This is a genomic window from Blautia sp. MSK.20.85 (assembly GCF_013317245.1).
GTDB lineage: Bacteria > Bacillota > Clostridia > Lachnospirales > Lachnospiraceae > Blautia_A.
In genome coordinates this window covers 27,602-42,553 of record NZ_JAAIUN010000022.1, presented here as the reverse complement: position 1 = coordinate 42,553, position 14,952 = coordinate 27,602, and the positions used below count along the sequence as shown (strand labels likewise).

At 46.4% G+C, this 14,952-nt stretch carries 13 protein-coding genes; all 13 read left to right on the top strand.

Going from position 1 to position 14,952, the window contains the following annotated elements:
• The first annotated feature begins 3 nt into the window (after positions 1-3).
• The 13 genes from priA (at position 4) to ychF (ending at position 14,900) form a co-directional block, all read left to right on the top strand.
• Positions 4-2,223 (top strand): replication restart helicase PriA, encoded by a 2,220-nt coding sequence (priA, locus tag G5B12_RS12035; RefSeq protein ID WP_174088360.1) that lies wholly within the window; start codon positions 4-6, stop codon positions 2,221-2,223.
• A gap of 52 nt (positions 2,224-2,275) precedes the next feature.
• The gene (def, locus tag G5B12_RS12030; protein ID WP_021977900.1) at positions 2,276-2,749 is read left to right on the top strand and encodes a peptide deformylase; all 474 of its coding nucleotides are present in this window, start codon (positions 2,276-2,278) and stop codon (positions 2,747-2,749) included.
• Between the two features lie 12 nt (positions 2,750-2,761).
• Positions 2,762-3,706, top strand: a complete 945-nt coding sequence (gene fmt / locus G5B12_RS12025) for a methionyl-tRNA formyltransferase (protein WP_021977899.1) — start codon at positions 2,762-2,764, stop codon at positions 3,704-3,706.
• A gap of 6 nt (positions 3,707-3,712) precedes the next feature.
• Complete coding sequence (locus tag G5B12_RS12020) at positions 3,713-4,420, top strand: zinc metallopeptidase (RefSeq protein WP_118063775.1); 708 nt, start codon at positions 3,713-3,715, stop codon at positions 4,418-4,420.
• Complete coding sequence (rsmB, locus tag G5B12_RS12015) at positions 4,416-5,768, top strand: 16S rRNA (cytosine(967)-C(5))-methyltransferase RsmB (RefSeq protein WP_118063805.1); 1,353 nt, start codon at positions 4,416-4,418, stop codon at positions 5,766-5,768. Before G5B12_RS12020 ends, rsmB begins: the two co-directional genes overlap by 5 nt.
• Before the next feature lie 5 nt (positions 5,769-5,773).
• Positions 5,774-6,814 carry a 23S rRNA (adenine(2503)-C(2))-methyltransferase RlmN gene (gene rlmN / locus G5B12_RS12010; protein ID WP_021977896.1) on the top strand — a complete coding sequence of 347 codons (1,041 nt, stop codon included), beginning with the start codon at positions 5,774-5,776 and terminating at the stop codon, positions 6,812-6,814.
• Position 6,815: 1 nt separating this feature from the next.
• Entirely contained in the window at positions 6,816-7,562 is a 747-nt protein-coding gene (locus G5B12_RS12005; RefSeq protein WP_021977895.1) for a Stp1/IreP family PP2C-type Ser/Thr phosphatase, read from the top strand.
• Positions 7,556-9,805, top strand: a complete 2,250-nt coding sequence (gene pknB, locus G5B12_RS12000; RefSeq protein WP_174088358.1) for a Stk1 family PASTA domain-containing Ser/Thr kinase — start codon at positions 7,556-7,558, stop codon at positions 9,803-9,805. Before G5B12_RS12005 ends, pknB begins: the two co-directional genes overlap by 7 nt.
• Positions 9,806-9,807: 2 nt before the next feature.
• Positions 9,808-10,686, top strand: coding sequence for a ribosome small subunit-dependent GTPase A (rsgA, locus tag G5B12_RS11995; protein WP_118063771.1), 879 nt, complete (start codon positions 9,808-9,810; stop codon positions 10,684-10,686).
• 3 nt (positions 10,687-10,689) lie between these two features.
• Positions 10,690-11,364: a ribulose-phosphate 3-epimerase gene (rpe, locus tag G5B12_RS11990; protein WP_174088356.1), complete on the top strand. Its 675-nt coding sequence runs from the start codon at positions 10,690-10,692 to the stop codon at positions 11,362-11,364.
• A 2-nt stretch (positions 11,365-11,366) separates the two neighbouring features.
• Complete coding sequence (locus G5B12_RS11985) at positions 11,367-12,041, top strand: thiamine diphosphokinase (protein WP_021977891.1); 675 nt, start codon at positions 11,367-11,369, stop codon at positions 12,039-12,041.
• Between the two features lie 138 nt (positions 12,042-12,179).
• Complete coding sequence (locus G5B12_RS11980; RefSeq protein ID WP_021977890.1) at positions 12,180-13,625, top strand: VWA domain-containing protein; 1,446 nt, start codon at positions 12,180-12,182, stop codon at positions 13,623-13,625.
• A 177-nt stretch (positions 13,626-13,802) separates the two neighbouring features.
• Positions 13,803-14,900 carry a redox-regulated ATPase YchF gene (gene ychF, locus G5B12_RS11975; RefSeq protein ID WP_021977889.1) on the top strand — a complete coding sequence of 366 codons (1,098 nt, stop codon included), beginning with the start codon at positions 13,803-13,805 and terminating at the stop codon, positions 14,898-14,900.
• The last annotated feature ends 52 nt before the right edge of the window (positions 14,901-14,952 follow it).

Below are 14,952 nucleotides of genomic sequence, written 5' to 3'. Positions count from 1 at the left end.
CGGATGGTCTATGCAGATGTGATCATTGACATTTCTCATGAGAAAGTTGACCGGGATTTTCAGTACCGCATTCCGGAAGAACTGGAACCGGCCATAAAACCAGGCGTTGTGGTTACTGTACCGTTCGGGAAGGGAAATACACTCCGAAAGGGTTATGTGATCGGAACTTCTACAGAAGCCAAATATGATGCCTCGAAGACGAAGGAAATCCAGGGAGTGTCCACGGACAGTGAAACAACGGAATCCAGACTGATCGCACTTGCGGCATGGATGAAAGAAACGTATGGTTCTACCATGATCCAGGCACTGAAAACAGTACTTCCTGTAAAAGATAAAGTAAGAGCCAAAGAAAAAAAGCTGATCTTTTTTACCGGGGAGAAAGCGCATGCACAGAAGCTTCTGGAAGAACTGGAAGGCAGTCGCTTTAAAGCTCGTGAAAGATTTCTGAGGGCAATTCTGGAGGCAGGAAGTTTGGATTATACCTATGCGTCAAAAGAGCTTGGAGCCAGTATTTCTGTCCTGGATTTTTTTGAAAAAAAGGGCCTTATAAAGATTGAAAGCCAGGAAATGTACCGCATTCCGAAAAACAGTGGACTGGTAAAAGAGGACGGGGAACTTTCTCTGAATCAGGAACAGCAGGAAGCCGTTGCAGAGATTTTTCAGGAATGGCAGAAACCGGAACCGAGACCTGCACTTCTTTTTGGAGTGACCGGAAGCGGAAAGACGCAGGTTTACATGAGGCTGATCCAGGAAGTACTGGAAGAGGGAAAACAGGCCATTGTGCTGATTCCGGAAATTGCACTTACCTATCAGACAGTCCGGCGTTTTTATGCCATGTTTGGAGATAAAGTTTCTGTCCTGAATTCCAGACTTTCCCAGGGAGAACGTTATGACCAGTTCAAAAGAGCGAAACGTGGCGAGGTGCAGGTGATGGTGGGACCCAGATCTGCGCTGTTCACCCCGTTTTCCAATCTGGGACTGATCGTTATCGATGAAGAACATGAACCCACCTATAAAAGTGAAAATACACCAAGGTATCATGCCAGGGAAACAGCCATTCAGAGAGCAGGCATGGAACATGCCCGTATTGTTCTGGGATCTGCAACACCGTCACTGGAGGCTTACAGTCATGCCTGTGACGGAGAATATCTTCTGGTACGATTAAACGCCCGTTATGAAGAACGGCCGCTTCCTCAGGTATCAATTGTTGATTTGCGGGAAGAATTAAAAAAAGGTAACCGTTCCGTGCTGAGTATGGAATTGAAACAGCAGATGGATCATGCACTTAAGAACAGGGAACAGGTTATGCTGTTTCTGAACCGGCGGGGTTATGCAGGTTTTGTTTCCTGCAGGGCATGTGGGCACGTGATGAAATGTCCGCACTGTGATGTGTCTTTAAGTGAACATAATGGCAACCGTCTGGTCTGCCATTACTGCGGATATGAAATTGCGAAACCAGAATCCTGTCCTTCCTGTGGTTCTCCGCATATCGGTGGATTTAAAGCCGGAACCCAGCAGATCGAGAAAGTCCTGGAAAAAGAATTTCCCGAAGCCCGTGTCCTTCGAATGGATTTTGATACCACAAGGACAAAAGACAGTTATGAGAAGATCCTGGCAGCTTTTGCCAGACATGAGGCGGACATTCTGGTGGGAACGCAGATGATCGTTAAAGGACATGATTTCCCGGATGTGACGCTGGTAGGTGTGATCGCTGCAGATCTTTCACTGAACATGGATGATTATCACTGCGGGGAACGGACATTTCAGCTCCTTACCCAGGCGGTTGGGCGTTCCGGCAGAGGAAATAAGGCGGGGCATGCGGTGATACAGACGTATCAGCCGGAGCACTACAGTATTCAGGCAGCAGCCATTCAGGACTATGAGAAATTTTATAAAGAAGAGATGATGTACCGGATGCTTCTGGATTATCCGCCGGCAGCTCATATGATGACAGTTTTTGGCGCCTGCCAGGATGAGGAACTTCTCAAAAAAGCCATGTATTATATAGAAGTTTTTATCCGCAGGGTAAGTCCGAAAGAGGAGCTTCACATGATCGGCCCTGCGTCTGCATCGGTAGGAAAAGTAAAAGATGTTTACCGCCAGGTGCTCCATCTGAAGCACACAGATATACGTTTTCTCACGGCAGTCAGAGAAAAGCTGGAGAAATATATAGAGATAAATTCCGGATTCCGGAAGATATATATACAATATGATATGATGTAACGATTTCATAAAGAAAGGAAATCGCTGCAGATGAGTTAAAGGAGAAGAAAAAATGGCACTTAGAACAATTCGTGTACAGGGTGATTCTGTACTGACAAAAAAATCCCGCACAGTGGACAAAATGACACCAAGGATCGGAGAACTGATTACAGATATGCTGGATACCATGTATGATGCAATGGGCGTAGGCCTTGCGGCACCACAGGTGGGAATCCTGAAACGTATTGTTGTAATTGATGTAGGGGAAGGCCCGATTGTCCTGATCAATCCGGAGATCCTTGAGACCAGCGGTGAGCAGACCGGTGATGAGGGATGCTTAAGTGTTCCTGGAATGGCAGGACAGGTAACACGTCCGAACTATGTGAAAGTAAAAGCTCTTGATGTAAATATGGAAGAGCAGATCTATGAGGGAGAGGGACTTCTCGCAAGAGCGTTCTGCCACGAGATCGATCATCTTGATGGAAAAATGTATACAGAGCTTGTGGAGGGAGAACTTCACAAGGTAACTTATGATGAAGAAGACTAAAGGCGGGATAATATGAAAATTGTTTATATGGGAACTCCGGACTTTGCGGTGGCACCACTTGCGGCGCTGGTAGAGAACGGATATGAGGTCGAGGCAGTGATCACACAGCCGGACAAACCTAAGGGCAGAGGTAAGACCATGATGCCTACCCCTGTAAAAGAAGAAGCACTGAAACATGAGATTCCGGTACTGCAGCCGGTAAAAGTAAGAGATCCGGAGTTTGTGGAGAAGCTTAAAAGTCTTGCACCGGATATTATCGTTGTAGCGGCATTTGGACAGATCATTCCAAAGAGTATCCTTGATATGCCGAAATTCGGATGTATCAATATCCATGCATCCCTTCTTCCGAAGTACCGTGGAGCAGCGCCGATCCAACAGGCTGTGATCGACGGAGAAAAAGAATCCGGCGTTACTATCATGCAGATGGGAACCGGCCTGGATACCGGGGATATGATTTCCAGGATCGTAGTGCCACTTTCAGAGGATGAGACAGGAGGAAGCCTGTTTGATAAGCTTGCTGTGGCAGGAGCAGAGCTTCTGGTACAGACACTGCCGTCTATCTTTGACGGAACTGCCACCCGCGAAAAACAGCCGGAAGAAAGCCCGACACCATATGCAGCCATGATCTCCAAAAAAATGGGACTTCTGGATTTTGGAAAAAGTGCAGAAGAACTGGAGCGGCTGGTAAGAGGCCTCAACCCGTGGCCGAGTGCTTTTACCTTTATCAATGGAAAAACGCTGAAGGTCTGGAAGGCTTCTGTACTGAAAACGCAGGCCGGGAAAGTACCGGGAACTGTACTTGCCGCAGATAAAGAAGGAATTCAGGTAGCCTGCGGACAGAATGTGCTGGTACTTCATGAAGTACAGCTGGAAGGCAAGAAACGGATGGAAGTAGATGCTTTTCTGCGGGGCTATCAGTTGAAACCAGGAGACATGTTTAAAGATTCCAGGGAGTGATAAGCGATGTACGGATATGGTTATTATGGCTGGGGGATGGACCCCACGGTTCTGCTGCTTGTGATCGGAATGCTGCTTTCTCTGGTTGCATCCGCGAAACTGCACAGTACGTTTGCTGTTTATAAAAAGATTCGGAATCATTCCGGGATCACTGGCGCGGAAGCTGCACAGAGGATCTTAAGGGCAGCAGGTATCACGGATGTGCAGGTGGTTCCGATCAGGGGAAGCCTGACCGATCACTATGATCCAAGAACAAAAACAGTTTCCCTTTCTGAGGATATTTATGGAAGAAATTCACTGGCAGCAGTAGGCGTGGCAGCCCATGAATGCGGACATGCGATCCAGGATGCCATCAATTATGCGCCTCTGAACATCCGATCTGCCATTGTACCGGCAGCCAATATCGGCTCACAGCTTTCCTGGCCGCTGTTTATTGCGGGACTGATCTTTTCCATCCGTCCTCTGGTGACTTTGGGAATTGTTCTGTTTTCACTGGCAGTACTTTTTCAGCTGGTAACTTTGCCGGTTGAGGTCAATGCGTCTTCCAGAGCGCTGAAAATGCTGGAAAGTACCGGGATTTTGGGTACAGATGAAAAAAAAGGAGCAAGAAAAGTACTGACAGCGGCAGCGCTTACTTATGTGGCAGCTCTGGCAGCATCGATTTTACAGCTTCTGAGACTGATTATCCTTGCAGGAGGTAGAGATCGTGATTAACAGCGGAGTAAATACAAGAGAACTGATTCTTGAGATCCTGCTGGAGATTGAGGAGGAAGGCGAGCACAGCCACATTGCGATCCGCAATGCCCTTTCCAAATATCAGTTCCTTCCAAAACAGGAACGTAGTTTTATAACGAGAGTATGTGAGGGAACCCTGGAATACAGGATCTACATTGATTATGTGATCGATTCTTTTTCCAAGGTTCCTGTAAATAAGATGAAACCACAGATCCGTGAGATTTTAAGAAGTGCGGTATATCAGCTGAAATTTATGGACAGTGTTCCGGACAGTGCTGTGTGCAATGAGGCTGTAAAGCTGGCACAGAGAAAAGGCTTTTATAATCTGAAACCTTTTGTTAACGGTGTACTTCGCACGATTGCCAGGGAAATAGGAAAACTGGAACTTCCATCCAGAGAGGAAGACGAGGTACGTTATCTCTCTGTGAAATATTCCATGCCGGAATATCTTGTAGAAAAATGGAAAGCTGCCTACGGTGTGAAGACAACCGAGAAGATCCTGGAAGATTTTCTGACAGAAAGACCGATCACTGTGCGGTGCCGGACGCATAAGGCTTCTCTTAAGGAGATTGTTACAAGCCTGAAAGCACAGGGAGTGACAGTACAGCAGGCACCATACCTTCCGTATGCCCTGAAGATTTCGGATTACAATCATATCCTGACACTGGATGCATTCCTCCAGGGAAAGATCCTTGTGCAGGATATCAGCTCCATGCTGGTGGCAGAGGCAGCCAGTCCGAAAAAGGGCGATTACATTATCGATATGTGTGCGGCGCCGGGTGGAAAAAGTATTCATGCTGCCGATAAAATGGGTGATTATGGAAATGTGGATGCAAGGGATGTAAGCCAGTATAAGGCAGACCTTATCAAGGAGAATATCCACAGAACCGGTGTGATCAATGTAGATGCGAAGGTTCAGGATGCGACCGTATATGATCCGGATTCCGAGCAGGCAGCGGATATCGTTATCGCAGATGTACCCTGCTCCGGATATGGAGTTATCGGTAAGAAGCCGGAGATCAAATATCGGGCAACACCACAGAAACAGGAAGAAATTGTAATGCTCCAGAGAATGATCCTGGATAAGGCGGCGAAATATGTGAAGCCGGATGGAACACTGATCTTCAGCACCTGTACCATTGCCCGTGAGGAAAACGAAGAAAATGTATTATGGTTTTTAAAGAACTATCCGTTTCGACTGGAAAGTCTGGACCCGTATATTCCGGAAGAACTTCACTGCAAATCCACAAAACTCGGGTATCTGCAGCTTCTGCCGGGGATACATAAGACAGACGGATTCTTTATTGCCAGATTCAGAAGGAAATAATAAAAATGACAGATATAAAATCCATGACAATGGAGGAACTGAAAAATCTGATGACAGAGATTGGCGAAAAGCCTTTCCGCGCAAAGCAGATCTATGCATGGCTTCATCAGCAGCTGGTTACCTCCTGGGATGAAATGACAAATCTTTCCAAAAGCCTCCGCGAGAAACTGTCGGTTTATCCGATTACAGCACTCAGCCAGGCAGATGTGAGGATTTCAAAAATCGACGGAACCAGGAAATACCTGTTCCAGTTGGAAGACGGAAATGTGATCGAGAGTGTTCTTATGAGATATCATCACGGAAACTCTGTATGTATTTCCTCACAGGTAGGGTGCCGTATGGGCTGCCGGTTCTGTGCTTCTACCATCGGAGGCCTGACCAGATGCCTGAAACCTTCCGAGATGCTGGACCAGATCTACCGGATACAGGCAGATACCGGAGAACGGGTGGCAAACGTGGTAGTGATGGGAACCGGTGAGCCGATGGACAATTATGATAATCTTGTCCGTTTTATCCGGATACTTACCGACGAAAACGGACTTGGCATCAGTCAGAGGAATGTAACGGTTTCTACCTGTGGCATTGTTCCGAAAATGTATGATCTGGCAGAAGAGAAACTGCAGATCACGCTGGCGCTTTCTCTTCATGCGCCTAATGATGAGAAACGTCAGGAACTGATGCCGATCGCCAATAAATATTCCATGGATGAGGTTCTGGATGCCTGCAGAAACTACTTCGACAAAACAGGCAGAAGGATCACTTTTGAGTACAGCCTTGTGGCTGGTGTGAATGACAGTGAGGAAGATGCAAAACAGCTGGCCGGCCGTATTAAGGGGATTAACTGTCATGTGAATCTGATTCCGGTTAATCCGATCAAGGAGCGTTCCTATGTGAGGTCTACTCGACAGGCTGTGGAGAATTTCAAAATAAAACTTGAAAAATACGGAATTAATGTTACTATTAGAAGGGAAATGGGCAGTGACATTGACGGTGCCTGTGGACAGCTAAGAAAAAGTTACATGGAAAAAACAGAAAGCGAGAAGTGACATGAGGATATACTCAGCTACTGATGTAGGGCAGAAGCGGAAGATGAATCAGGATTACGTGTTTGTGTCTGAAGGTCCGGTAGGAAATCTGCCTAATCTATTCACAGTCGCGGACGGGATGGGTGGCCATAACGCCGGTGACTATGCATCCTCACATGCAGTACGGATCCTTGTGGATGAAATCCGTGAAGATGCGGATTACAATCCGGTGAAGGTTATTCGTCATGCGATAGAAACTGCAAATACGGAGATCAGAAACCGTGCGCAGGAAGACGAGAACCTCCGGGGCATGGGAACCACTATGGTAGTGGCGACTATTGTAGATCAGTATGCCTATGTGGCCAATGTAGGTGACAGCCGTTTGTACGTGATCCAGGACGGAATCCACCAGATCACCAGAGACCATTCACTGGTTCAGGAAATGGTGAAAATGGGTGAGATCAGTGAAGAGGAAGCACGGAACCATCCGGATAAGAACATTATTACACGGGCACTTGGCGCAGAGAAAACGGTGGATGTGGACTTTTTTGACCTGAAACTTGAGGAGGGATGTACGATCCTTATGTGTTCAGATGGTCTCAGCAATATGGTTGCAGATGAGAAGATTGAAGAGATCATATCCGATCCGGAAGCAGATATTGATCAGAAGGGCAGTGCGCTCCTTCGGGAAGCAAATCAGAATGGTGGTAAGGATAATATTGCAATCGTACTGGTAGAACCATTCACGAATGAGGTGGAAACATGTTGAAGACGGGAATGATCATAGCCGAGCGCTATGAGATCGTAGGAAAAATCGGAACTGGCGGAATGGCAGATGTCTATAAGGCTATGGATCATAAGCTGAACCGCTTTGTGGCAGTGAAGGTCCTGAAACCGGAATTTCGGGAGGACACCACGTTCATCAAGAAATTCAGAAGTGAGGCTCAGGCTGCAGCCGGTCTTACCCATCCGAATATTGTCAATGTATTTGACGTAGGAGATGACGGTGGTGTTTATTACATTGTCATGGAACTGATCGAGGGAATCACCCTGAAGGAATATATTTCCAAAAAAGGCAAGCTCTCTATCAAAGAAGCTACAAGTATTGCTATCCAGGTCTCAATGGGACTGGAGGCTGCACACAACCATGGAATCGTGCACAGAGATGTGAAACCGCAGAATATCATTATTTCCACAGATGGTAAAGTGAAGGTGACGGATTTTGGAATTGCCAGAGCTGCGTCATCCAACACCATCAGTTCCAATGTGATGGGATCTGTACATTACAGCTCTCCTGAGCAGGTGAGAGGCGGATACAGCGATGAGAAGAGTGATATTTATTCTCTGGGAATCACACTGTATGAGATGGTAACAGGAAGAGTACCTTTTGACGGAGATACGACCGTTGCCATTGCGATCAAGCATCTTCAGGAAGAAATGGTTCCGCCAAGTGTGTATACACCGGATCTTCCGTACAGTCTGGAACAGATCATACTGAAATGTACACAGAAGAGCGTGGATCGCCGTTATACCCGAATGGAAGATGTGATCGCAGATCTGAAACATTCACTGATCGATCCGCAGGGGGATTTTGTGAAGCTGACAACTGTGGATACAGATGCGAAGACAGTTGTGATCTCAGAGGAAGAGCTTGGAGAGATTAAACACACTCCGAAGCAGATCACCAAGGCGGAAACAGCTGCTCTTGAGAAAGAAGAGTATGATGATAATGACTATGATGACGCGGAAGATGACTACGAATCCGGGAAAAGATCCGGAAAGAAAAAGAAACATGGAGCTGGAAGAGGACTGACGATCGCTGCATTACTTGGCGGTACAGTTCTGCTGGTTGTTCTTGTGGTCGTTCTCGGACGTGCAGCCGGGCTTTTTGGAACAGGAAGTTCGAAGAGTAACAAGGCAGAACAGAAAGCAGAAAGCGCATCAGACAGCATGGCAACAGTTCCGGATCTTGTAGGAAAGACAGAGGATGAGGCCAAGGCTCTTGCAAATGATGCACATCTCGGTGTACAGATGGCAGGAGAAGAGGCATCTGATCAGGAGAAAGGCAAGATTTCCCGTCAGGAAACAGCAGCAGGAACTCAGGTTGCGGAATATACAACAGTGAAATACTGGGTAAGTACCGGAACACAGCAGATCACGATTCCGGATCTGGATGGACGTACAGGAATTGATGCCCAGCAGACACTGGAAGATCTGGGCCTTAAGGTAACTGTTCAGAAGGAGTACAGTGATACCGATGATAACGGATATGCGCTTGTAGATCCTGGATATGTATACAGCGTAGAGCCGGCAGCAGGCACTTCTGTTCAGGCTGGTTCTTCAGTAACGCTGACAGTCAGCCGTGGCGTTGATTATGGCGATAATGCCGAAGTTCCAAGCGTTGTTGGAATGAGCAAGGATGATGCACTTACAACTTTAGGTAAGTTTATCGATATTCAGATTACAGAGCAGCAGAGCTCAGAAGCAACCGGAACTGTGATTGCACAGGAGCCGGAAGCTTACGCGGCAGCAGATCCGGATCAGCCAGTCTATCTGACGATCAGTTCCGGAGATCAGGTACCGTCTGCAGACAGTACAGCATCTGCAGACAGCACGGCGACGACAGACAGTACAACAACTACAGATAGTACCGCAGCTACAGACAGTACGGCAGCTACAGATAATACAGCTTCCACAGACAGTACAGCATCTGCAGACAATACTGCCTCCACAGGAAGTGCAGCCTCCGGTTCCGGCTGGAAATGTACACAGGTTCTGGATACACCGTCCGGTTATAATGGAGGAGCGATCCGTCTGGAACTGATCCAGGATGTCAATGGAGAGCCGACAGCAACCAAGATCATTGACGGACAGAAAGTAAGCTTCCCGTATCAGCTGGATGTGACCGGAGCAGACGGAGTCTCAACCGGTACGATCTATCTCTACGAGGAGACAGATGGAAATTATCAGCAGCTTGGAACCTACACCGTTACTTTCAAGAAAGCTGACTGATCATGCAGGGAAAAATAATCAAAGGTATTGCCGGATTCTACTATGTATATGCAGAAGACGGCAATACATACGAATGCAGGGCGAAAGGCATTTTTCGAAAAGATAAGCGAAAGCCCCTGGTAGGTGACAATGTGGACATTACAGTCCTGGATGAAAAAGAACTGGAGGGAAGCGTGACCGGGATCCATAAACGCAGAAATTCCCTGATCCGTCCGGCGGTAGCCAATGTGGATCAGGCACTTGTGATCTTTGCCATGGATAACCCGAAACCCAATTTCATGCTTCTGGATCGTTTTCTTATCATGATGGAGCGGGAAGATGTTCCGGCAGTCATCTGCTTTAATAAAAAAGATCTGGCAACAGCGGAAGAACTGGAGTTTCTGTATGAGACCTATCAGAGCTGTGGCTATCAGGTAATATTATCAAGCGCACTGAAGGGAGAGGGGCTTGGCGAGATAGAAGCCGTGCTGAAAGGCAAGACGACAGTTGTAGCAGGCCCTTCGGGAGTTGGAAAGTCTTCTCTTACCAATTCTCTTCAGGAAGAAGTGGAGATGGAGACCGGCGAGATCAGCCGCAAACTGAAACGCGGAAAACATACCACACGCCACGCACAGATCATACCGGTTTCACAGGATACTTTTCTTGTGGATACACCGGGATTTTCCTCCTTATATATTGAAAATATGGAGGAACAGGAACTGAAGGATTATTTTCCTGAGTTCCGAAAATATGAAGGACAGTGCCGTTTCCAGGGCTGTCGTCATATACACGAACCGGGCTGTGCCGTTAAGGAAGCCCTTGAGAACAATGAGATCAGCAGACTCCGGTATGAGGATTATCTGGAGCTGCATCAGGAATTAAAAGAGAAAAGGAGATACTGAGTCATGGAATACCGATTGTGCCCGTCGATTTTATCCGCAGATTTTAACCGACTGGGAGAACAGATTAAAATTCTGGAAAAAGAAGGCGTAGAATATCTGCATATTGATGTTATGGATGGAGATTTTGTCCCGAGCATTTCTTTTGGAATGCCGGTGATCAAGTCGATCCGGAAAGAATCCAACATGTTTTTCGACGTACATTTGATGGTAACAGAACCGGAAAGATATATTCGCGATTTTGTGGAGTGTGGAGCAGATTCCATTACCGTACATGCAGAGGCATGTGAGGATCTGGAGCGCACACTGGAGCAGATCAAAGCTGCCGGTGTAAAAGCGGCTGTTTCTATTAAACCATCCACACCGGTCAATGACATCAGTCATCTTCTCGAAGACGTGGATATGGTTCTGGTGATGACTGTTCAGCCTGGATTTGGCGGACAGAAGTACATGGATGAGTGCACAGAGAAGATCCAGGAGCTTCGTGAGCTTATTGATGAGGAAGATCTTGATGTTGATATTCAGGTAGACGGCGGCATCAATGATGATACACTGGAGACAGTTATGCGTGCCGGTGCCAACTTCATGGTTGCAGGATCCTGGGTATTTAAAGGCGATGTAGCCGCAAATGTGCGACATATCACAGGCAGGATTCACGATATTAAAGAAAAGCTGGACTGAAAATGATCGATACAGTAATAATCAGCGGGGGCAATATCCAGAATGGTTTTGCCCTCGATTTTTTAAAAAAAAGAATAAAAGAAGGCGGAAGAGAAAGCCTTGCCCTTGTTGCGGCAGACAGTGGAATGGAATGGTTCATGAGGAACCGGGAATTTATTCCGGATCTTGCAGTAGGGGATTTTGACAGCCTTTCAGAAGAAGGAAAAAAATACATGGAAAGTCTGAATGGACTTAAGATCATCAGGCTGAAACCGGAAAAAGATGATTCAGATACACAGTCAGCAGTCAATCACATGATCAGTGAAGGAAGCAGAGAAATACTGATCTTTGGGGCAACCGGAACAAGGCTGGATCATGTGCTCGCTAATCTCGGACTGCTTTCTATGGGAAGAGAAAAAGGAGTTCATATCGCACTTGCAGATCAGTGGAATTACATTACCCTGGTCGACAGTGGAACAGTTTTGAAAAAAGAAGAACAGTTTGGAAAATATGTTTCTTTCTTTACAGTTGGAGGGGATGTATCCGGGCTGACTCTGAAAGGTTTCAAATATCCTCTGGATGGATATGATCTGACTGTTGCTGACAGCGGCCTTACCGTCAGCAATGAGATTGCTGCGGAAACAGCGGAAGTTACATATGACAGAGGATCACTGCTTATGATCATGTCCAGAGATTAACACAGACCGGGAATTCATCCACAAAAAAGGACTTGTCAGAAAAACCACCAAAGATCCGGAAAAGTTGACAGTAATTGGTTGCAGACAGAGTTTGTGGGTGGTAAGATGTAAAAAAACTGTCAGGGAAGAAGGAAGAGTATGAAAACTGGAAAGAACAGACAGACGGGAAATCAGAACCCCTTTAATCCACAGTCATCCGGACAGGGAAGTCCTTATGGAAATGCCGGAGGAACACCGTTTGGAGGCGGAATGGGAAATGCCGGGGGAGCACCGTTCGGCGGTGGCTCCGGAGGTTTTGGAGGCGGCTCATTCGGAGGTGGAATGGGAAATGCCGGAGGAACACCATTTGGCGGTGGCTCCGGGAAATACAATGGACAGTTTGGATACAATGGAATGTCACCGATGAATACCAGGAAACGTACACGCTTTTCGAAATTGTTTCTGATCGTCTCACTTATTGTTTCTGTGATCTTTTTCCTGCTTGGAGAGGTTATTTACAGAACGCTGATCACAGGAGTGAATTCTGTGGTATTTATGGGAGTCTACTTTGCTTTGTTCGGACTGCTTTTGTCCATTGGACTTTTTGTTGTGGCGAAGATTTCTGATCTGGAGATCACATCGAATAAGATCCTGCTTGTCGGTGGCTGTGTCCTTTTGCTGTTAATACTTGGAATCCTGTTTGAATTTATTTATGAGCTGGATTTCAGTTCTGTGAGGACAGTAGCGGATAATTATGTTTTTGCGATCGATAATTCCGGTTCCATGCAGGACAATGATCCCAATCAGGAACGAGTGGCCGCGATCAAACAGCTTTTAAGTAACCGTGATGAGGATGTGGAATTTGCGGTATATACATTTTCAGAGGATATCCGCTGCATTCGTGAAATGATGCCGGTTTCCGCAGGAATCGAAGACTTTACCACAGAACCAAATGGAGGAACCCCTATTGTAGGTGTGCTGGGGAAGATCATGGATGACATGGAATCCGGAGCATTGCCCTACGATGAGGGAACACAGGTGATCCTTCTGACAGATGGATATGCAACGGATAATGGTTTCTTTGACTTCCGGTTAAATAAGATCCTGAAGAAATATAACAGCAAAAAAGTAAGCGTCAGCACAGTTGGACTGGGAAGCGTTGATGAGAATATGCTGAATGATATTTCCGGAAAAACAGGCGGAATCAGTGTGAGAACAGATAATGTAGACGAGCTTGCAACGGCAATGGCATCTGCGGTGCGTGTAACAGATACCAGCAGAAACCTTCTTTCTGCCCGTGCGAGAACGAATTATAACTGGGCATATGCGCTGATGCGTATTGTTTTCCTGATCATTCTTGGTGCCGGTTTCCTGGGGATCAAGCTTTTGGCAGTGGACAATACAGCGAACCTGGGAATGATCCTGATCTCGTCACTGATCGGGATCGTGTTGGGAGCTCTGATCATGGAAGTAGGCCTGAGCCTGATCCTGAACGAATTTTTTGCACGTCTTCTGATGACGCTGCTGTTTGGAATGATGATCACGACTCTGGAAAAGACGATCGTAGAAACAGCAAGCGGAAATATAGGTGTCAGATTTATGTGATCATGTGACTGTCGGTCACTTTGTAAACAGTGATATTATGTGGGATCCACTGGTATATCAAAGATACAGATAAGGTGTACAAAAGAGCTTCGGTGTGGTATAATTCATCCGTATTGAGGCTCTTTTTACGTGTGAAATACTGTAAGATCAAGTTATTCATAGGAGGAATATAGAGAAATGAAACTGGGAATCGTGGGACTTCCGAATGTAGGAAAAAGTACACTTTTTAATTCACTGACCAAGGCCGGAGCAGAGTCAGCCAACTATCCGTTCTGTACTATTGACCCGAATGTGGGTGTTGTAACGGTACCGGATGAAAGACTGAATCTTCTGGGAGATTTTTACAAATCAAAGAAAGTAACACCTGCAGTGATCGAATTCGTTGACATCGCGGGACTTGTAAAAGGTGCATCCAAGGGAGAGGGACTCGGAAACCAGTTCCTTGCAAACATCCGTGAGGTAGATGCTATTGTTCATGTAGTACGCTGCTTTGAAGATTCCAATGTTGTCCATGTAGATGGAAATATTGATCCGCTCCGTGACATTGAAACGATCAATCTGGAGCTCGTTTTCTCAGATCTTGAGATCCTTGAGAGAAGAATTGCCAAGGTTACCAAGACAGCACGTATGGACAAAGAGGCTGCCAAAGAGCTTACATTCCTCGAAAAAGTAAAGGCTCATCTGGAGGACGGACAGCTTGCCATCACTCTTGAGACAGAGAATGAAGATGAGGATGCATGGCTTGCAACCTATAACCTTCTTACAGCGAAACCGGTGATCTATGCAGCCAACGTTGCAGAAGATGATATTGCGGATGATGGAGCAAATAATGCACATGTACAGGCTGTGCGTGAGTATGCATCCAAACAGAACAGCGAGGTATTTGTGATCTGCGCACAGATCGAGGAAGAGATTTCCGAGCTGGACGAGGATGAGAGAAAGATGTTCCTTGAGGATCTGGGACTTACTGAGTCAGGACTTGAGAAACTGGTACGTGCAAGCTATCATCTTCTCGGACTTATGAGTTTCCTGACAGCAGGAGAAGATGAGACAAGAGCATGGACGATCAAGATCGGAACCAAGGCACCTCAGGCAGCAGGTAAGATCCATACAGATTTCGAACGCGGATTTATCAAGGCAGAGGTTGTAAATTACCAGGATCTTCTGGACTGTGGTTCCTATGCAGGTGCCAGAGAGAAAGGCCTTGTCCGTATGGAAGGAAAAGATTACGTTGTACAGGATGGAGATGTGATCTTATTCCGATTTAATGTTTGATCATCAGCAGTCAGTAATTAACGGGCAGAGAAAAATCGGTATCAAGAATATA